General features: G+C 60.0%; 18 protein-coding genes. 8 read left to right on the forward strand and 10 right to left on the reverse strand.

The window, feature by feature from the left end; all coding sequences use genetic code 11:
* Window positions 1-65: 65 nt before the first annotated feature.
* Complete coding sequence (locus tag CCX46_RS00265; protein WP_127925304.1) at window positions 66-350, reverse strand: hypothetical protein; 285 nt, start codon at window positions 348-350, stop codon at window positions 66-68.
* Window positions 351-777: 427 nt separating this feature from the next.
* Between CCX46_RS00265 and algB the strand changes: the two genes are divergently transcribed.
* Together algB and CCX46_RS00275 are read left to right on the forward strand one after the other, a co-directional pair.
* Window positions 778-2,124, forward strand: coding sequence for a sigma-54-dependent response regulator transcription factor AlgB (gene algB / locus CCX46_RS00270; RefSeq protein ID WP_025112294.1), 1,347 nt, complete (start codon window positions 778-780; stop codon window positions 2,122-2,124).
* Window positions 2,125-2,134: 10 nt separating this feature from the next.
* Entirely contained in the window at window positions 2,135-3,925 is a 1,791-nt protein-coding gene (locus CCX46_RS00275; RefSeq protein WP_127925305.1) for an ATP-binding protein, read from the forward strand.
* Here CCX46_RS00275 and CCX46_RS00280 read toward each other — a convergent pair.
* From CCX46_RS00280 to CCX46_RS00310, 7 genes are all read right to left on the reverse strand, one after another.
* A complete protein-coding gene (locus CCX46_RS00280) occupies window positions 3,922-5,535 on the reverse strand; it encodes an EAL domain-containing protein (protein WP_174245092.1) in 1,614 nt (537 codons plus the stop codon). The genes CCX46_RS00275 and CCX46_RS00280 overlap by 4 nt on opposite strands.
* Before the next feature lie 76 nt (window positions 5,536-5,611).
* Window positions 5,612-6,394 (reverse strand): N-acetylmuramoyl-L-alanine amidase, encoded by a 783-nt coding sequence (locus CCX46_RS00285; RefSeq protein ID WP_127925307.1) that lies wholly within the window; start codon window positions 6,392-6,394, stop codon window positions 5,612-5,614.
* A 101-nt stretch (window positions 6,395-6,495) separates the two neighbouring features.
* Window positions 6,496-8,568: a diguanylate cyclase gene (locus tag CCX46_RS00290; protein ID WP_127925308.1), complete on the reverse strand. Its 2,073-nt coding sequence runs from the start codon at window positions 8,566-8,568 to the stop codon at window positions 6,496-6,498.
* Window positions 8,565-9,443 carry an endonuclease/exonuclease/phosphatase family protein gene (locus tag CCX46_RS00295; RefSeq protein ID WP_007911779.1) on the reverse strand — a complete coding sequence of 293 codons (879 nt, stop codon included), beginning with the start codon at window positions 9,441-9,443 and terminating at the stop codon, window positions 8,565-8,567. The genes CCX46_RS00290 and CCX46_RS00295 overlap by 4 nt, the downstream gene beginning before the upstream one ends.
* A 14-nt stretch (window positions 9,444-9,457) precedes the next feature.
* Window positions 9,458-10,099, reverse strand: coding sequence for a thiol:disulfide interchange protein DsbA/DsbL (locus CCX46_RS00300; RefSeq protein WP_122604722.1), 642 nt, complete (start codon window positions 10,097-10,099; stop codon window positions 9,458-9,460).
* Between the two features lie 200 nt (window positions 10,100-10,299).
* Complete coding sequence (locus CCX46_RS00305) at window positions 10,300-10,911, reverse strand: c-type cytochrome (protein ID WP_016986443.1); 612 nt, start codon at window positions 10,909-10,911, stop codon at window positions 10,300-10,302.
* 30 nt (window positions 10,912-10,941) lie between these two features.
* Entirely contained in the window at window positions 10,942-11,247 is a 306-nt protein-coding gene (locus CCX46_RS00310) for a c-type cytochrome (protein ID WP_045123119.1), read from the reverse strand.
* A 191-nt stretch (window positions 11,248-11,438) separates the two neighbouring features.
* On the opposite strand from CCX46_RS00310, the gene yihA reads away from it, so the two are divergent.
* A complete protein-coding gene (yihA, locus tag CCX46_RS00315; RefSeq protein ID WP_008081236.1) occupies window positions 11,439-12,083 on the forward strand; it encodes a ribosome biogenesis GTP-binding protein YihA/YsxC in 645 nt (214 codons plus the stop codon).
* A 408-nt stretch (window positions 12,084-12,491) separates the two neighbouring features.
* Here yihA and polA read toward each other — a convergent pair whose 3' ends face one another.
* Complete coding sequence (polA, locus tag CCX46_RS00320) at window positions 12,492-15,296, reverse strand: DNA polymerase I (protein ID WP_127925309.1); 2,805 nt, start codon at window positions 15,294-15,296, stop codon at window positions 12,492-12,494.
* Between the two features lie 74 nt (window positions 15,297-15,370).
* On the opposite strand from polA, the gene CCX46_RS00325 reads away from it, so the two are divergent.
* Window positions 15,371-15,661: a DUF2782 domain-containing protein gene (locus CCX46_RS00325; protein WP_127925310.1), complete on the forward strand. Its 291-nt coding sequence runs from the start codon at window positions 15,371-15,373 to the stop codon at window positions 15,659-15,661.
* Between the two features lie 54 nt (window positions 15,662-15,715).
* Window positions 15,716-16,669 (forward strand): homoserine kinase, encoded by a 954-nt coding sequence (locus CCX46_RS00330; RefSeq protein ID WP_127925311.1) that lies wholly within the window; start codon window positions 15,716-15,718, stop codon window positions 16,667-16,669.
* A gap of 91 nt (window positions 16,670-16,760) precedes the next feature.
* Here the strand turns inward: CCX46_RS00330 and CCX46_RS00335 are convergent, their stop codons facing one another.
* Entirely contained in the window at window positions 16,761-17,681 is a 921-nt protein-coding gene (locus CCX46_RS00335) for a zinc ABC transporter substrate-binding protein (RefSeq protein WP_127925312.1), read from the reverse strand.
* A gap of 66 nt (window positions 17,682-17,747) precedes the next feature.
* Here CCX46_RS00335 and CCX46_RS00340 point away from each other — a divergent pair, with 66 nt between their 5' ends.
* The 3 genes from CCX46_RS00340 to znuB are packed head-to-tail and all read left to right on the forward strand — an operon-like array spanning window position 17,748 to window position 19,796.
* Complete coding sequence (locus tag CCX46_RS00340) at window positions 17,748-18,230, forward strand: Fur family transcriptional regulator (RefSeq protein ID WP_007911760.1); 483 nt, start codon at window positions 17,748-17,750, stop codon at window positions 18,228-18,230.
* Window positions 18,230-19,015 (forward strand): zinc ABC transporter ATP-binding protein ZnuC, encoded by a 786-nt coding sequence (gene znuC, locus CCX46_RS00345; protein WP_007911759.1) that lies wholly within the window; start codon window positions 18,230-18,232, stop codon window positions 19,013-19,015. Before CCX46_RS00340 ends, znuC begins: the two co-directional genes overlap by 1 nt.
* Window positions 19,008-19,796: a zinc ABC transporter permease subunit ZnuB gene (znuB, locus tag CCX46_RS00350; RefSeq protein WP_127925313.1), complete on the forward strand. Its 789-nt coding sequence runs from the start codon at window positions 19,008-19,010 to the stop codon at window positions 19,794-19,796. Before znuC ends, znuB begins: the two co-directional genes overlap by 8 nt.
* The last annotated feature ends 34 nt before the right edge of the window (window positions 19,797-19,830 follow it).

Here is a 19,830-nt window from a genome sequence, read left to right on the forward strand (position 1 = left end):
TCCTTACTTCTCTATTTAGGGGTGTTGCGTGTCCCGGCGCTGCGCGCCCGAATTCATTCAATCAGTCAGAAAACCCAACGCTCTTCACGTGGCAGTTGATCGAGCGGCTGCGCCTGATCGACATCCATCATGCGCATCGAGGCGCTTTCGGCCTGGCTGCTGCTGACGGCGCTGAAGTGCGTTTGTGTGCTGTGCTGGATCGAGATCAGCGGCTCAACCTGCTGGCTGTTTTCCCAGCGCAGGTATTGCTGGCAGGCGATCAGGGTGATCAACAGCGCAAGTACGCCAAACAGACCTTGCTGGATATGCAGTGGCGAGATACGCACTTGGGCGGCACGTTGGCGAGTCATCCTGGGTTCCTCACTCTTATTCGGTGGGGGCAGTTCGTATCTGCCCGGGCTGAATGAGGTATTGCAGCCTGCATGCCAGTTTTTTAAATGAAAAATATTCAATAAAATCAATATGTTACAATCTTGGCGAAAAGCGTTAGCGACGCATCCTGCACGATGGGTCATCTGGGATCGTGCGCAATGCACGATTTTTTCGTAGGAGATTTCATTCTTATGGAATTGAGAGCAGGGCGCAGATGTCAGAAAAGTACGCAGGGAATGCCCTGCAAATCGGAATTTGTTTAAAAAACCAACAAAATCAACGTATTGGCCGTAAAGGCAGGAGAGGGCTACCCTCCTATGGCTGGCATCGTTCAGAATCAACCATGCAACTTGCCCGATTTTTCCGGGACTAACCCAAGACCAATCACTATGGAGCGTAGGAAAAATGGAATCTGCCACTGAGCATCAAGGCCGCATTCTGCTGGTGGACGACGAATCCGCCATCCTGCGTACCTTCCGTTATTGCCTCGAAGACGAGGGCTATACGGTTGCCACCGCCAACAGCGCGGCTCAGGCCGACGCCCTACTGCAACGGCAGGTTTTCGACCTGTGCTTCCTTGATCTGCGTCTGGGCGAAGACAACGGTCTCGACGTGCTGGCGCAGATGCGTATTCAGGCGCCTTGGATGCGTGTAGTGATTGTGACCGCGCATTCGGCCGTCGATACTGCTGTGGATGCGATCCAGGCCGGCGCTGCTGATTATCTGGTCAAGCCATGCAGCCCGGATCAACTGCGTCTGGCCACCGCCAAGCAATTGGAAGTGCGCCAACTGTCAGCGCGCCTCGAGGCGCTGGAAGGAGAGATCCGCAAGCCGAAAGACGGTCTCGATTCCCACAGCCCGGCGATGAAAGTGGTACTGGAAACGGCCCGCCAGGTCGCCAGCACTGACGCCAACATTCTTATTCTTGGCGAGTCCGGCACCGGTAAAGGTGAGCTGGCCCGAGCGATTCATGGCTGGAGCAAACGCGAGAAGAAATCCTGCGTAACCATCAACTGCCCGTCGTTGACCGCCGAACTGATGGAAAGCGAGCTGTTCGGTCACAGCCGTGGCGCCTTTACCGGGGCCAGCGAAAGCACTTTGGGTCGGGTCAATCAAGCGGACGGCGGTACGCTGTTTCTCGACGAGATCGGCGACTTTCCCCTGACATTGCAACCAAAGTTGCTGCGTTTCATTCAAGACAAGGAATATGAGCGGGTAGGGGATCCGGTCACCCGTCGCGCTGACGTGCGCATTCTGGCGGCAACCAACCTCAACCTTGAAGACATGGTTCGTGACGGTCGTTTCCGTGAAGATCTGCTCTATCGCCTGAACGTCATCACCCTGCACCTGCCACCACTGCGTGAACGTGCCGAGGACATCCTGACTCTGGCCGACCGTTTCCTCGCGCGCTTCGTCAAAGAGTACGCGCGTCCGGCACGAGGCTTCAGCGACGAGGCTCGTGAAGCACTGCTCGGCTACCGCTGGCCGGGCAACATTCGCGAGTTGCGCAACGTGGTCGAGCGGGCGAGCATCATCTGCCCGCAGGAACGCGTGGAAATCAGCCACCTCGGCATGGCCGAACAACCGGCCAACAATGCGCCAAGAGTCGGTGCGGCATTGAGCCTCGACGAATTGGAGAAAGCCCACATCGGCGCGGTTCTCGCCACCGCCGGTACGCTGGATCAGGCGGCAAAAACCCTCGGCATCGATGCTTCGACCCTGTACCGCAAGCGCAAGCAGTACAACCTGTGAGCGATCGACGATGAAACTGGCGATGAAGTTGCGGACCCGCTTGTTCCTGAGCATTTCCGCGCTGATCACTGTGGCCTTGCTCGGGCTGCTGCTCGGGCTGGTCAGCGTGATGCAGATGGCCGGTACTCAAGAGGCCTTGGTGCGCAGCAACTTCGTCACTCTGGATCTGGGGCTCAAGTTGCGGCAGACGCTGGGTGATCAACTGATCATCATGCTCGCGGAAAAGCCTGATCCCGTGGCGTTCGAAGCGTCGAAGCAGCATTACTTCGAGTTGCTCGACCAAGGCATCGCCCAAGAGCAAGAGGGCGATGGCCGGTTATACGGCTTCAGTCGGGCAAAAGCGGATTATCTGAGCTTCCTGGAAGCTTTCGATTTGTCCCGAGACCCGGCCAGCTCGATGAGCAGCAGCGCCGAATTCCGGGAACGCTTCAACACGTTGCGCAACGGACTGATCACCGAACACAAGCATGCACTGGACAATATCAACGCGGTACAGCGTGAGGCGCGTGACCGTGCCTTGCTGATTGCGGGTCTGCTGGGATTTGTCGGGTTGGCGGTGCTGATCATCGGTTTCATCACGGCCCACGGCATTGCCAGGCGTTTCGGCGCGCCGATCGAGGCGCTGGCGAAAGCGGCGGACAATATCGGCCAAGGCAATTTTGAAGTAACCCTGCCGATTTCCTCGGCGATGGAGATGAATCTGCTGACCAAACGCTTCGGCCTGATGGCTGAAGCGCTGCGTGAGCATCAGGCGACCAACGTCGATGAATTGCTCGCTGGCCAGCAACGCTTGCAGGCGGTGCTCGACAGCATCGATGACGGCTTGCTGATGATCGATCGTCAGGGGAATCTGGAGCACCTCAATCCCGTCGCCCAGCGGCAGTTGGGTTGGGATGATGATCGTCTCGGCCAGGGACTGGGTACGGCGCTTGGGCGGCCCGAGCTGGATGCGCAACTGCAACTGGTCTTGCGCGGCGGCACTCTGGAGCGGGCGCCGGAAGATTTGAGCATCGAGGTCGATGGCGAATCACGGTTGTTGACCTACAGCCTGACGCCCGTCAGCCACACGCAAGGTCATATCCTCGGCGCTGTGATGGTCTTGCACGATGTCACCGAGCAGCGCGCCTTTGAGCGGGTGCGCAGTGAATTCGTCTTGCGCGCCTCCCATGAGCTGCGCACGCCGGTCACCGGTATGCACATGGCGTTCGGTTTGTTCCGTGAGCGGGCGAAGTTTCCAGCGGAATCCCGCGAGGCAGATCTGCTCGACACGGTGAACGAGGAAATGCAGCGTCTGATGCAGTTGATCAACGACTTGCTTAACTTTTCGCGTTATCAGAACGGTCTGCAGAAACTCACGCTGGCGCCGTGCTCCATCGAAGATTTGCTGGAGCAGGCGCAATTGCGTTTTGCCGATTCGGCGGCGGCCAAGGGCATCGCCCTGAATGTCGAAGTACAGGCGCCGCTGCCACGTTTGCAGGCCGATCAGGCGCAGCTCGATCGCGTACTCGACAACCTCATCGACAACGCCCTGCGCCATACCGCCCGTGACGGTCAGATCCGCTTGCAGGCGCGTCGACATGGTGAGCGGGTGATCATCAGTGTTGAAGACAATGGCGAAGGTATTGCTTACGGCCAGCAGGGGCGGATCTTCGAGCCGTTCGTGCAGGTCGGGCGCAAGAAGGGCGGCGCCGGACTGGGTCTGGCGCTGTGCAAGGAAATCGTCCAGCTGCATGGCGGGCGGATGGGAGTCTATTCGAGGCCGGGGCAGGGCACGCAGTTCTATATGGCGCTCGCCGTCTAGGCTTCATCATCCATACGGCGCCCGGCAAGGCGTCGCCCGCGCGTAATCAGCTCAATGAACTGCACTGCGCTCAGGGCATGGGCGAACAACCAGCCCTGGCCGAACTTGACGCCTTCGCTGCTGAGCAATTCGGCCTGTGATTCCAGTTCGATGCCTTCGGCAATCACCTTCAGATCCAGTGCCTGGGCCATGTGAATGATGTGCGGGGCGACGCCGCTGCTCGCCGCGTCATGGCCGAGGGCGTCGATAAAGGCTTTGTCGATTTTCAGGCAGTCGACCGGCAGGGTTTGCAGGTAGGCGAGGCTGCAATAGCCGGTGCCAAAATCGTCGATCAACACTTGATGGCCAACATCGCGCAGCGCTTGCAGGTTTTCCCGCGCCACTACCACATCAATCAAGCCACGCTCGGTGACTTCGAAGGCAATCTGCCGTGCGGCCACCCGGTGCAGTGTAAGCAGTCGCGCCATGACCTGGCCGATGCGCGGCACCATCACGTCGCAGGCGGCGAGGTTGACCGAGATATACAGTTGCGGATTGGCCCGCAGCACCGGACCCAGTTGCTCCAGCAAACGCTGGAGGACAAAGTCTGTCATCTGGCGGATCTGCCCGGTATTTTCCGCCATGGGGATAAACAGATCGGGGCTGGTCAGCGTGCCATCCGGGCGGCGCCAGCGCAGCAATGCTTCGGCGCCGACGCAATTGCGACTGTCGAGATCGAAGATCGGCTGATAGAGCACCTGCAACTCGCCTCGACGAATCGCGCCGTGCAGTTCCGCGTCCAGCGACTGGCGCTGGCGCACCAGCAGGAAAACGAAAAACCCCAGAAATGCGCCGAGCAGCACACACGCCGGGATCATCCACCACCAGATAGCGGGAATATGTATTCCGGTCCTGGGTGTGATCAGCACCAGCTGATATTCCGGGTTGTTGGTGGGCATGCGGTAGATCAGCCGGGTTTGCGTGACTTGCAAGGCATCGCGGCTTTTCGGTGGCCAGTGTTCCGTGGGCGGCCAGGCTTGCGCCATGCCGAGCACCGGGATGGCCCGGGTGCCGTGATCGAGTACCACCAGCAGGCTGCTGCCGGGAGACAGATCGACCATGTCGGTCAGGTGCCCGCGCGAGGTGGCCACGCGGAAGTTGCCGCGCCCGAGCATCAGGGCTGCGCGGTTTTCATCCGGTTCAGTGGTGGTGTTCAGCCAATAGCTGTAAGTCGGGCCTTTGATGTCCGGCGCGCGGACAACCGACAGGCCTTCCTGACGCGGGCGGTTGGAGCAGATCCGCGAGGCGTCCATGTAAGCCGCTTCGTAGACGAAGCGATAGTTGAAGGTGACTTGCTGCAAGGTGGCGATCATTTCATCGTCACAACTGCGCAGCGGCTGGGCTTCGAGATCGTCGAGACTTTCGCGTAACTGGCCGAACAATTGTTCGAGGCGGGCGAGGAAACGTTCGCCTTGCGCGTTCATTTCCTGACTTTCGCTTTGCTCGACCTGACGCATTGCCACGAACATTCCACCTGCGATCAGCAGGCAGGCACTGAGGACAGCCGCGATCATCGCCAAAAACCACGGGCGATAAAACCAGCTACGCAGCGTCTCTCGGGTAGCAACCATCATGGAATATCCGAAGAATTACCAATGAGTTATAGCTGCTGATTGCGATTTCGCCCTGACCGTCGGGCGGGCGTCATTATTTTGTCTGATTGAGGACCAGCAGCAGCGCTGCCGTTTGCGCATCCGGCGTGCCGTCGAAGCGCGAAGGCCGGAAGTGCATCTGGAAGGCTGCGAGGACGTGGCGCGTCGCAACGTCCAGTTCGCCGGTTTGCGGCGTGTCATAACCCAAGTGCGCCAGTTGTGCCTGGAACCAGCTGATGCTCGGCAGTTCGCTGCTGTTGAACAGCGCTTGCTGGCGCGCCACGGCTTGTTCATTTGGCCACAGGCCCAAACCCTCGGCGGCGAGGCGTTTCCACGGGAACAACGGTCCTGGATCAAGCTTGCGCAGCGGCGCGATGTCGCTATGGCCAATGATGTGTCGCGGGCTGATGCCGTTGCGCTTGCTGATGTCCTTGAGCAGGACGATCAATGATTGAATCTGCGCCTCGCTGTACGGATACCACAGGCGTCCGGTCGGCGTGTCCTTGAAGCCCGGGTTGACGATTTCGATGCCGATCGAACTGGAGTTGAGCCAGGTGCGGCCCTGCCATTGGCTTTCGCCGGCGTGCCAGGCGCGCTGGTTTTCATCCATCAGCTTGTAGACAGTGCCGCTCTTGTCGTCGCCGATCAGGTAATGGCTGCTGACTTCGCCGTGGGTCAGCAATTGCAGCGAGCGCTCCAGCGAGGCCGACGTGTAATGCACGACCACAAACTGAATGCGGCTGTCGTAATTGGCCGAAGGATGGCTGGTGTTGTAGCGCGGGCCGCTGGCACAACCGGCCAGAACGAGCAGCGAAGCGAGGAGGGTAAAGAATTTCATGGCAGAAGGCATTACACGCAAGACAGTAATGCAACAGTGTAACGTACTGCCTTGCGTCTCGACGGTCAGCGGGCGGATTTAAACAAAATGGAACAATTTGCTCAGCCCAGCTCGACCCGGTTGCGTCCTGCATTTTTAGCGCGGTAAAGCGCCTGATCGGCTCTTTTCAGCACCAGATCGCTGTGTTCTCCAGCGCGGAATGTTGCCAGTCCCATGGAGATGGTGATCGTCACTCGCTCACCCTTGAAGTGAAACGGGCAGGCTTCGATTGCCGCTCGCAACGTTTCCAGCAATTTCGCACCGATTGCAGGCGGAGTGGCCGGTAGCAGCAGTACGAATTCCTCACCACCAAAACGCGCAATGAAGTCGGAGCCGCGCAGGCGTTTGCGCAGCACGGTGGCAATGATTTTCAGCACCTTGTCGCCGGCCAGATGGCCGTAGTTGTCATTGATGCGTTTGAAGTGATCCAGATCGAGCATCGCCAGGCTCAGGGTGTTGCCGTGCTGCTGCCACTGCTTGATTTCATGTTCGAGGCGTTCGCTCCACGCAGCGCGATTGGGCAGGCCGGTGAGCGGATCGATCAGGGCTTTCTGTCTTTGTACTTCAAGATGTTCGCGGAAACCCTGGGCTTCCTGCTCCATATGCGCCACGCGCTCGGACAGGCTTTTCAGCCGCGTTGCGACTTCCTGTTCGCGAGCGTCGCGCTGCTTCTGGTGCTGGTCCATGGTGCCTAGCAGGCCCTCGAGATGGTTCTCCAGCACATGCTTGAGGTCTTCCAGATCCGCCGCTTCCTGCACGCTGGTCTGCAAACCGTCGACTTGCTCGCGGATCTGCGTGTCCATTGCCCGCGCCGCCGAGCTGTTGTCGGCATGCCCTTCGCTGGCGGCTTGCAGATTGCTCTGGAACGCTTCGAGGCGCTCGTTGAGCTGTTGCAGGTAGGCTTCGAATTCGTGCTGGCCGCTGTCGGTGATCGCCAGCATCAACGTCGCCAGATCGTCGAGGATCGGGATCAGTTCGTACCAGTTCAAGCCATGTTTCAGTCTTTCACGCATGGCTTCGGCTTGCGGACGGTGGCGCTCCGGCAGGGTCAGGTCGTCGAGGAGGCCGATCAGGGTGTCTTCGATGTGTTTGGCCACGGAGCTGTAAGACGGCTCCGGGGTATCCGGCAGGGCGAACAGGATGTCGTGCTCGGGCTGTTCCGGGTCGATGGCTGCCAGCGCCTGGGCAATCGGTTCGGGCAGCGGCAGGCTGTCGAGGATCAGCGGTGCCGGGTCGCCGGGGTGGATCAGCTCATCAGGATTGATGGCGGCGGGCGCGATGGGCGTCTGAGCTGGAGCTGCGGCGAAAACAGGCTCGGGCTCGATGTGCTCAGCCTGCGGTTCGACCGCAGGGCTACTGACTTTGCTGACGACCGTGGGTGGTACAAAGTTAACCACCTCTGCCGGTTCCGGTTCCAAATGAGCCTGGGCGGCTGGCGTCGTTGTTTCGACGGACACCACAGCTTCGATGACAGGCGCTGCCGTCATGGCTTCGATCACGGCGACAGGGGCGGGCTGTGCGGCTTCTGGTTCGGGCGCCGGTGGGGCAGGCGGTTGCGGCGGCGTGGCTTGCAGCGGCGCGGGTGATTCTGTCGCTGGCGCTTCTTCGCTGTCACGACTACCGAACAGACGCTGCAACAATCCCGGGCGACCCGGCTCTGCCGGGGTGTCCAACTGACTTAACGCTTTGCCCTGCAAACCACTGAGCTCACTTAACAGCAATGGCATTTCCCGCGCCGAACCGACGCGGCCATCCAGTTGTTTGGCGAATTTCTTCAGCGGCTGGGCGACCTCACGCGGCAGCGGCAAAGCCTGCAACTGGGTGACCAGCGACGTCAGCGCGGTACTGACCTGATCGATGCGGGTTTCGCGGCGCTGCTCGGAATCGAGCACGGCTTTTTCCAGGCGCGGCAGGAGGGCGGCGAGGCCGGCGTCCATGTCATCGGTGCGCACCACGTCGCGCATCTCTTTCATGCACTGATCAACGACTTTATCGGTGCCTTCGGCCGCCAGCGTGCTGCGCACCAGGCCGCGGCGCAGCAAATCGAGCCTGGCGGCCCAGCGGCGTTCAAGTTTGTCCTGTTGTTCGATGCTTTTGAGGTACTTCTCTTTCCAGCGCTGGGCGTCGTCGCTCATTCAGGGGTTCCGCGAGGGGCAGGACTCAACGCGGGCAATGCATCGGCCGTGAGCGAACCCGGCAGACGAATCTCTACCGCGACCGGCAGGTGATCGGAAATCGGTTGTGCCAGCACTTCGACCTTTTCCAGGGTTAGGGTCGGGCTGAGCAAAATATGATCAAGACAGCGCTGAGGGCGCCAGCTGGGGAATGTCGCTTCCACCTGCGGGGCCAGCAGGCCGAGATCGCGTAACGGTGAATGTTGTAGCAGATCGCTGGCATGGGTGTTCATGTCGCCCATCAACACTTGGTGTTTGTAACCGCCAATCAGCTCACGAATATAGGCCAGTTGCAGGCTGCGGGTTCGCGCGCCAAGGGCCAGGTGCATCATCACCACCACCAGCGCTTCCGGGCCTTCGCCGAAACGCAGCAGAATCGCGCCACGACCTTTCGGTCCGGGCAGCGGGTGATCTTCGATCGCCGACGGTTTCAGGCGACTGAGCACGCCATTGCTGTGCTGAGCGAGTCGGCCGAGGTTGCGATTGAGTTGTTGATACCAGTAGGGAAAGGCGCCGAGCTGCGCCAGATGTTCCACCTGATTGACGTAGCCCGAACGCAGGCTGCCGCCATCGGCTTCCTGCAGTGCGACCAGATCGAAGTCGCCCAGCAGGTCGCCGATCTTTTGCAGGTTGCCTGAACGCCCGTTGTGCGGCAGCAGATGCTGCCAGCTGCGGGTCAGGTAATGTCGATAGCGCTCGGTGCTGATGCCGACCTGGATATTGAAACTGAGCAAGCGCAGACGCTGGTCTGCGGGCAGGCCCGTGGACTCCAGGTGATGCTCGTTGACCTGCGGATCATGCAGGCCAACGATGCGTTCAGACTTCCAGCGGCGCATGGCGGTAGCCGCGCTTAGTTGGCTGCAGCCTTGGTTGCCGCTCGCTCTTTGGCGACCAGTTGGTCAGCCAGTTTCAACGCTTGCTCGGCGCCGCCGGCAGAGCCGATGTCGAAACGGTACTTGCCGTTGACGATCATGGTGGGTACGCCAGTGATCTCATACTTCTTGGCCAGTTCGCGAGCTTTTACGATCTGACCTTTGATGGCGAAAGAGTCGAAGGTGGCGAGGAACTTGTCCTTGTCCACGCCCTGGGTGGCGAGGAAGTCAGCCATGTCGTTCTTGTCGGTCAGCTTTTTGTGTTGTTTCTGGATTGCTTCGAAAACCGCCGCGTGAACCTTGTGCTCGACACCCATGGCTTCGAGGGTCAGGAACATCTGGCCGTGAGCGTCCCATGGGCCGCCGAACATCGCCGGAATACGCACGAAGTTGACGTCGGATGGCAGTTTTTCAACCCACGGGTTGATCACCGGTTCAAAGGCGTAGCAGTGCGGGCAGCCGTACCAGAACAGCTCGACCACTTCGATCTTGCCAGGCTCTGCAACCGGTACCGGGTTGGCCAGTTCCACGTAAGGGGCGGCTGGGGCTTCGGCGGCTTGAGCGGTCACGCCGAACAGGCTGGCAGCGACGAGAGCGGCGCTGATGATCAGATTACGCATGCTTTACTCCTGGACAATTTGGGTCGCCTCGCGCGACCTGTTTTCAGACAGATCCTGGCGGGCATGAGTTCTGTAGTGTAACGGCAGCGGCCACAAAAAAGGGCGGCCAAAGCCACCCTTTTTATACTTGCTGCGACGGATTAATCGAGCGTTAACGTTGCAGGAGATGTCCATCGCCTGCAGCGCTCGATCCGTAGGCCTTAGTGCAGACCTTGAATGTAGCTGGAGACCGCAGCGATATCTTCGTCGCTCAGGCGTTTGGCGATGGTTTGCATGGTCATGGTGTCACCGTCGTTGTTGCGGCCGCCTTCTTCCTTGCGGAAATCAGTCAGCTGCTTGGCGATGTATTGAGCGTGTTGGCCACCCAGGTGCGGGAAGCCGGCAGCTGCGTTGCCGGCGCCGTTCGGCGAGTGGCAACCGGTGCAGGCGGGCAGGCCCTTGGCCAGGTTGCCGCCACGGAACAGCGCTTCACCGCGAGCGACGATCTTCGGATCGGCGGCGCCGACGCTGCCTTTCTGGCTGGCGAAGTAGGCGGCGATGTCGGCCAGGTCCTGATCGCTCAGGTTAGTCAGCAAGCCAGTCATTTCCAGAACGGTGCGCTTGCCCGACTTGATGTCGTGCAGTTGCTTGGTCAGGTAGCGTTCACCTTGACCGGCCAGTTTCGGAAAGTTTGGCGCCATGCTGTTCCCGTCCGGGCCATGGCAGGCTCCACATACGGCGGCTTTTGCCTGGCCTGCTGCGGCATCACCGGCAGCATGGGCGAAGCCTGAGATTCCCACGGTCAACAGCAGACTCACGATCAATTTGTTCATCAGCTAATCCAACTACGGCTAAGGGTTAAGTTATGGACCGGGCTTACTCGCGCTCATCCACAGGATGATGGCTTGGTAATCCTCGGCACTGCAGTCCATGCACAAACCACGCGGCGGCATCGCCTTGAAACCCTGGGTCACGTGTTGCACCAGCGTCCCCATACCTTTCGCCAACCTCGGCGTCCAAGCTTCCTGATCGCCTCTTTCGGGCGCCATGGGTAGTTGGCCGGAATGACAGGCACCACAAACACGGTTGTACACAGCTTCCGGATCCTGTGTAGCCTGTGCGCTGTAAAGCGGCATCAAGACTCCGGCAGCCAGCAGCCATTTCGTCATAAAACGACCTTTTCAGGGTTGAGAGCGTTCTGCGTTCTAATGCGCAATCAAGGTCTGTCGCTCTCGTGAACTTCATCCTACGCTGGGACAAAGCACACACAAAATCTGCGGCATTATATACTGGCGTCACTGAAACGGAAGCGACACCGCGTTCCGCGCCCAATCCCGGCGCCGCCCACATCGGAAATCCCATGCAACTCAAGAATCCCATCCTCGGCCTGTGCCAACAGTCCACGTTCATGCTCAGTGCCGCCAAAGTCGATCAATGCCCTGACGACGAAGGCTTCGAAGTGGCGTTCGCCGGTCGTTCCAACGCCGGCAAATCCAGCGCACTGAACACTTTGACTCACGCCAGCCTGGCGCGTACCTCGAAAACCCCGGGTCGCACACAGCTGTTGAACTTCTTCAAGCTAGACGAAGATCGCCGTCTGGTCGACCTGCCGGGCTACGGTTACGCAAAAGTACCGATCCCGCTGAAGATGCACTGGCAGCGTCACCTCGAGGCTTACCTCGGTGGCCGGGAGAGTTTGAAAGGTTTGATTCTGATGATGGACATCCGTCATCCAATGACCGACTTCGACCTGCTGATGCTTGACTGGGCCGTTGCGGCCGGCATGCCGATGCACATCCTGCTGACCAAGGCCGACAAGCTCACCTACGGCGCAGCCAAGAACACCCTGCTCAAAGTGCAGTCGGAAATCCGCAAGGGCTGGGGTGATCTGGTCACCATCCAGCTGTTCTCCGCGCCAAAACGCATGGGCCTGGAAGAGGCCTACACTGTACTGGCCGGCTGGATGGAACTGGCAGACAAAGGCGCCGAGGCGGCAGCCGAGTAATCGGGATAGGGAAATTTGTTTGTAGTGTGTTCAGGCAAGGCGAAAGGGCAGTGAAAAGCTGAGTTTAGGGGACCTAAATGAGCATTTGAGCTGAGCTTTCAACGCAGCATGAACGCGCTACAGACAAATTTTGGGCAAAAAAAGCCCCGGATTTCATTGGGGAGGGAGAAATTCCGGGGTTTAAGTTCCGAACCGCTAGGGCGGGGTTCAGATATCTGCCAACACTTAACACAACATAGGAGCATCGAAGGGCTTCACCAGCCATTCAGTATCTCTGAGTAGTGTCCTTCCAGATTAGTTCAGATTTTTTTCAAAAAGCTTTGGAATAATATCGAGCGCTTTTAGAAATAAGCAGGTTTTACTGGCGTTGCCGCGACAACAGGTCGCGGCAAACCGTGTTCAAAAGGCTCAGTGAGCCTCATCCCAATTATTGCCCACACCCACTTCGACCAGCAGTGGCACATCCAGCTTCGCCGCTTCGCTCATGTGCACGCGAATCTCGGCGCTGACCTGCTCGACCAGATCCTCGCGAACCTCCAGCACCAGTTCATCGTGTACCTGCAGGATGACTTTGGCGTCCAGCCCGGACGCCGCCAGCCAGTTATCCACCGCGACCATGGCTTTCTTGATGATATCGGCAGCGGTGCCCTGCATCGGCGCGTTGATTGCCGTACGTTCGGCGGCGGCGCGTTCCTGCGGCTTGTTCGAGTTGATCTCCGGCAGGTACAGGCGACGACCGAAGAAGGTCTCGACATAACCCTGATCCGCCGCCTGTGCGCGGGTGCGATCCATGTACTCGCGAACGCCTGGGTAACGGGCGAAGTAAGTGTCGATGTAAGCCTTGGCGGTCTTGGTATCGACGCCGATGTCCTTGCCGAGCTTCTGCGCGCCCATGCCGTAGATCAGACCGAAGTTGATCGCCTTGGCGCCACGGCGCTGGTCAGAGGTCACTTCGTTGAGCTCAACCTTGAACACTTCGGCAGCGGTCGCGGTGTGCACGTCAAGATTGTTGCGGAAGGCATTCATCAAGCCTTCGTCCTTGGACAGGTGCGCCATGATCCGCAACTCAATCTGCGAATAGTCCGCCGCGAGCAGTTTGTAGCCTTTCGGCGCGACGAAGGCCTGACGGATGCGCCGGCCTTCAGCGGTACGCACCGGGATGTTCTGCAGGTTTGGATCGCTGGAGGACAAGCGCCCGGTCGACGCCACAGCCTGATGATACGAGGTGTGGATGCGGCCGGTGCGCGGGTTGATCTGCTCCGGCAGGCGATCGGTGTAAGTGCTTTTCAGCTTGCTCATCGAGCGATGCTCCATCAGCACCTTCGGCAAACGGTGATCGTCTTCGGCGAGTTTCGCCAACACTTCTTCAGCGGTGGACGGCTGGCCCTTGGCGGTTTTCTTCAGCACCGGCAGACCGAGTTTCTCGTAGAGAATCACGCCCAGTTGTTTCGGCGAGCCAAGGTTGAATTCTTCCCCGGCGATCTCGAACGCTTCGCGCTCCAGCGCAACCATTTTGTTGCCCAGCTCGATGCTCTGGATGCCGAGCAGCTCTGCGTCGACGAACGCGCCTTGGCGTTCGATGCGGGCGAGGACGGGCACCAGCGGAATCTCGATATCGGTCAGCACGCTGGCCAGGCTCGGGATGGCGCTGAGTTTTTCGAACAAGGTCTGGTGCAGACGCAGGGTGATGTCGGCGTCCTCGGCGGCGTACGGCCCGGCCTGTTCCAGCGCGATCTGGTCGAAGGTCAGCTGCTTGGCGCCTTTGCCGGCGATGTCCTGGAAGCTCACGGTGGTGTGATCCAGATACTTCTGCGCGAGGCTGTCCATGTCGTGGCGGGTGGCGGTGGAGTTGAGCACGTAGGACTCAAGCATCGTGTCGAAGGCGATGCCGCGCACGTTGATGCCTTGGCTCTGATCGCCGCCGATGGCGCAGTTGGCCAAAATGTTCATGTCGAACTTGGCGTGCTGGCCGACCTTGAGCTTGCTCGGGTCTTCCAGAATCGGCTTGAGTGCGCGCAGCACGGTGTCGCGATCCAGCTGCTCCGGCACGCCGATGTAGGAGTGGGTCAGCGGAATGTACGCGGCTTCGTTGGCCTGCACGGCGAACGACAGACCGACCAGTTGCGCCTGCTGCGCGTCGATGCCGGTGGTTTCGGTGTCGAAGGCGAACAGCTTGGCGTTGTTCAACTTTTCCAGCCAGACATCAAAACGCGCTTGATCGAGGATCGTCTCGTACGCGGCTTCGGTCGGAGCAGCGGGAGTTTCGATATCTGGCGCGCTGAACAGATCGCCGGCCGGCGCAGGCTCGCTGGCCGCACTCAGTTCCAGACGTTTGGCGTCGCGATCCAGATCGTTGATCCAGCTTTTGAATTCGAGCAGCGAGTACAGCTCGTAGAGCTTGGCCGGGTCTTCCGCGCCCATCTGCAGATCGTCGAGTTCGACGTCCAGCGGCACGTCGACCTTGATGGTCGCCAGTTGATAGGAGAGGAACGCCATCTCCTTGTGCTCTTCAAGCTTGGCCGGCAGGGTTTTCGCGCCGCGAATCGGCAGGGTCGGGACGATGTCGAGATTGGCGTACAGCTCGGTGAGGCCGCCATTGACGCCGACCAACAGGCCGGAGGCAGTTTTCGGGCCGATGCCCGGAACGCCCGGGATGTTGTCGGACGAATCGCCCATCAGCGCCAGATAATCGATGATCTGCTCCGGTGCGACGCCGAATTTCTCCTTCACGCCTTCCACGTCCATCGAACTACCGGACATGGTGTTGACCAAGGTAATGTGGCCATCGACCAGTTGCGCCATGTCCTTGTCGCCGGTGGAGATCACCACCGGACGATCCGCCGCCGCGCTGCTGCGGGCGAGGGTGCCGATCACGTCGTCGGCCTCGACGCCTTCCACGCACAGCAGCGGGAAGCCGAGGGCGATCACGCTCTGGTGCAGCGGCTCGATCTGCACGCGCATGTCGTCGGGCATGCTTGGGCGGTTGGCTTTGTATTCGGCGTACATTTCATCGCGAAATGTCCCGCCCTTGGCGTCGAACACCACGGCGAACGGGCTGTCCGGGTACTGCTTGCGCAGACTCTTGAGCATGTTCAGCACGCCCTTGACCGCACCGGTCGGCAGGCCTTTGGAGGTGGTCAGTGGTGGCAGTGCGTGAAAGGCGCGGTACAGGTAAGACGAACCGTCCACCAGGACGAGGGGGGCTTGGCTCATGAGCAGGATCAACCTTTTCGGCGGGTCCGGCGCTAGAATAGCGGGACCGTTGACGACAAAGGGACAAGGTTATCATGCGTACGTTAAATCGCTTGCTGCTGGTCGGTCTGATTGCTGTCTCACCGTTGGCCGCGATGGCGGCGGATGATGCGCCGTCGGGAGATCCTGAAGTCACCATTCGCACGGAAGGCGACAAGACGATTCAGGAGTACCGTCAAAACGGGTTCCTGTACGCGATCAAAGTCACGCCAAAGGGCGCGCCGCCTTACTTTCTGGTGCGTGCAGACGGGACGGATGCAAACTTCATCCGCTCGGATCAGCCGGATATGCTGATTCCGTCGTGGAAGATTTTCGAATGGAAGTAGATTTTTAATTCACCCGGCGCCGCCATTGGCGGCGCCCGTACTGGCAGTTAAAACATGTCTGTGTTCACTCCCCTGGCTCGGCCCGAGCTGGAAACCTTTCTCGCCCCTTACGGGCTTGGCCGTCTGCTTGATTTCCAGGGGATCGCCGCCGGCAGCGAAAACACCAACTTCTTTATCAGCCTGGAGCAGGGCGAGTTCGTTCTGACCCTGGTCGAGCGTGGCCCGGTGCAGGAGATGCCGTTCTTCATCGACCTGCTCGATGTGCTCCACGAAGCCGACTTGCCGGTGCCGTATGCACTGCGCACCATTGACGGTGTGGCGCTGCGTGAGCTGAAGGGCAAACCGGCACTGCTGCAACCGCGCCTCTCTGGCAAGCACATCAAAGTTGCCAATGCCCAGCATTGCGCGCAGGTCGGCGAGTTGCAGGCGCATCTGCACCTGGCGACCCAGGGCGAGCACATGATCAAGCGCAAGACCGATCGTGGCCTGGACTGGATGCTGGAGGAGGGCACGGAGTTTCTCTCGCACCTGAGCGATGAACCGCGTGTGCTGCTACAAAAGGCGCTGGATGAAATCACCGAGCGCAAAGAGAAGATCCTCGCGCTGCCCCGGGCGAACATCCACGCCGACCTGTTTCGCGATAACGCGATGTTCGAAGGCACGCACCTGACCGGGCTGATCGACTTCTACAACGCCTGCTCGGGGCCGATGCTCTATGACGTGGCGATTGCCTTGAATGACTGGTGCTCGGACGAGGACGGTTTGATTGATGGCCCGCGTGCTCGCGCATTCCTTGGCGCTTATGCGGCGCTGCGCCCGTTTACGGCGGCGGAAGCTGAGTTGTGGCCGACCATGCTGCGTGTGGCCTGTGTGCGATTCTGGCTGTCGCGGTTGATCGCGGCGGAGCAGTTCGCCGGGCAGGACGTGTTAATTCACGATCCGCGGGAGTTTGAGCAGCGCTTGGCGCAGCGGCAGCAGGTCAGTACACCGTTGCCTTTCGCCCTTTAAAAGCTTCGCGAGCAGGCTCGCTCCCACAGGATTTCGGTGATCCTGTGGGAGCGAGCCTGCTCGCGAATGGGGGCAACACCGATGCCGGGGGTTACAGAGATTCCAGGCACCCGGCCAAATCGTTACCCAGCTTCTCCAATACCTGCTCATAGCCCTGAGCCGTCGCCGGGGTGTACCCGCCCAACGCATCCAGTTCTGCCAGCTTCACCGGCAGACCGGCCACCAAAGTCTCGGCCAGACGCGGACGCAATGGCGGCTCACTGAACACACAAGTCTTGCCCACTTCCTGCAATCGCTTGCGCATCGCCGCAACATGCTGCGCACCGGGCTGCACTTCGGCGGCCACGCTGAACACACCGGCATGCTTCAGGCCATAAGCCTCTTCAAAGTAATCAAACGCTTCGTGGAAGACGAAGTAGGGCTTGCCTTCAACACTGGCCAGACGCTTCTTCAAACGCTGATCCAGTGCGTCCAGACGTTCGTCAAACGCCTTGGCGTTCTTCTGATAGCGCTCGGCATTAGCCGGATCTGCGGTGCTCAAGTCAGCGGCCATTTTGTCGGCAATCACCCGCGCATTCACCGGCGATAGCCACAAATGCGCATCCAGCGTGCCCGGACGATGATCGTGATCATGCTCGTCGGCGTCTTCGGCGTGGGAATGGCTGTCCTCAGCAAAACGCCGCAATTTCATCCCCGGCAAATCCTGCACCGCGACGCTCGGTAGCGTCCGACCATTCAGCACGCGTGGCAGAAAGCCTTCCATGTCCGGGCCGATCCAGTACAGCAGATCGACCGACTGCACCTTCCGTACGTCGGATGGGCGCAACGCGTAATTGTGCGGCGAGGCACCCGGCGGCAACAGCACTTCGGGAATCGCCACGCCGTCCTGCACCGCCGCTGCAATCAGCTGCAACGGTTTGATGCTGGTGAGGACTTTGACCTCGGCCTGAGCCGAACCGATCAGCAGAAAACTGGCGACAAAAGCCACAAAAACAGAAAAAAGTCGGGACACGATGACCACTCAAGGAGGCGAGAACGGGTAACATAATAACGTCTCTATCAAAACTCGTCGCCGCCCATGCCTATTACACCGATTGCCAGCCGTCCCCACGACCACTCTCATTGCGTGCACAGCGCTTTGTCCGAGGCCGATACCTTGTGCGCCCAGAAAGGCTTGCGCCTGACCGCGTTGCGCCGCCGGGTGCTGGAATTGGTATGGCAAAGCCACAAACCGTTGGGCGCCTACGACATTCTTGCCGTGCTGAGCGAGCAGGACGGTCGCCGCGCTGCGCCGCCAACCGTGTACCGCGCGCTGGATTTCCTTCTCGAAAACGGCTTGGTGCACCGCATCTCTTCGCTGAACGCCTTCGTCGGCTGCGTCCATCCGGAGCACGCGCATCAGGGCCAGTTCCTGATCTGCCGCGATTGCCACGCTGCCATCGAGCTTGAGCAAAAAGTGATCAGCGACGCGATCATCAACAGCGCCAAAGACGTCGGTTTCATCGTCGAAGCGCAGACCGTCGAAGTCGTCGGCCTGTGCTCCGGTTGCCAGGGGGCTTGATGAGCAACGCGCTGATCCGTCTGGAGCAGGTCGCCGTCACATTTGCCGGGCAGGCTGTGCTGGACAATATCGAGCTGAGCGTCGAACCGGGGCAGATCGTCACCCTGATCGGCCCCAATGGCGCCGGCAAGACCACGCTGGTGCGCGCCGTGCTGGGCCTGTTGAAACCGGACAGCGGCAGCGTCTGGCGCAAACCGAAACTGCGCGTCGGTTACATGCCGCAAAAACTCCACGTCGATCCGACTCTTCCGCTGTCGGTGCTGCGTTTTCTGCGGCTGGTGCCGGGCGTTGATCGTCCGCGTGCGCTGGCCGCGCTGAAAGAGGTCGGCGCTGAACACGTTATCGACAGCCCTGTGCAAAGCGTTTCCGGCGGTGAAATGCAGCGTGTGCTGCTGGCGCGGGCACTGCTGCGCGAACCGGAATTGCTGGTGCTCGACGAGCCGGTGCAAGGCGTCGACGTCGCCGGGCAGGCCGAGCTGTACAGCCTGATCACTCGTCTGCGCGACCGCCACGGCTGCGGCGTGTTGATGGTGTCCCACGATTTGCATCTGGTGATGAGCACCACCGACCAAGTGGTCTGCCTCAACCGTCACGTCTGCTGCTCCGGGCATCCCGAGCAGGTCAGCGGCGATCCGGCGTTTGTCGAGCTGTTCGGCAAGAACGCGCAGAGCCTGGCGGTCTATCACCACCATCACGACCACGCTCACGATCTGCACGGTTCAGTGGTCAAAGGGCCGGTTATTGGCCAACCTCACGTTCATGGAGACAACTGCAAGCATGGCTGATTTTCTGTTGTATGCCCTGCTTGCAGGTCTGGCGTTGGCGATCGTTGCAGGTCCGTTGGGTTCGTTCGTGGTCTGGCGGCGCATGGCCTATTTCGGCGATACCTTGTCCCACGCCGCATTGCTCGGCGTGGCGCTGGGCTTTTTGCTGGATGTCAGCCCGACCGTTGCAGTCACCTTAGGCTGCTTGCTGCTGGCGGTGCTTTTGGTGACCTTGCAACAGCGCCAACCGCTGGCGTCTGACACGCTGTTGGGAATTCTCGCACCGAGCACGCTCTCTCTCGGCCTGGTGGTACTAAGCTTCATGCATGAAGTGCGGATCGACCTGATGGCCTATCTGTTCGGCGATCTGCTGGCGATCAGCCCGACCGATCTGGCGTGGATCCTCGGCGGCAGCGCGGCGGTGCTGGTGTTGCTGGTGACGCTGTGGCGGCCATTGCTGGCGATTACCGTGCACGAAGAGCTGGCCAAGGTCGAAGGCCTGCCGGTCGCAGGTCTGCGCATGGCGCTGATGTTGTTGATTGCGGTAGTAATCGCGGTGGCGATGAAAATCGTCGGTGTGTTGCTGATTACCTCGCTGTTGATCATCCCGGCGGCTGCGGCACAGCGTCACGCCCGCTCGCCGGAGCAGATGGCCCTGGGCGCGAGCCTGCTGGGCATGCTCGCCGTGTGTGGCGGGCTGTCTCTGTCGTGGTTCAAGGACACCCCGGCGGGGCCGTCAATCGTTGTGACGGCGGCCGCACTGTTTCTGTTGAGTTTTGTTCTGCCCCGTCGTGGGGTGTAGACTTGGCCGCTTTTTGCGCAAATAGAGAGTCGCA

Origin of the sequence: Pseudomonas sp. RU47 (genome assembly GCF_004011755.1) — a bacterium.
Lineage (GTDB): Bacteria > Pseudomonadota > Gammaproteobacteria > Pseudomonadales > Pseudomonadaceae > Aquipseudomonas.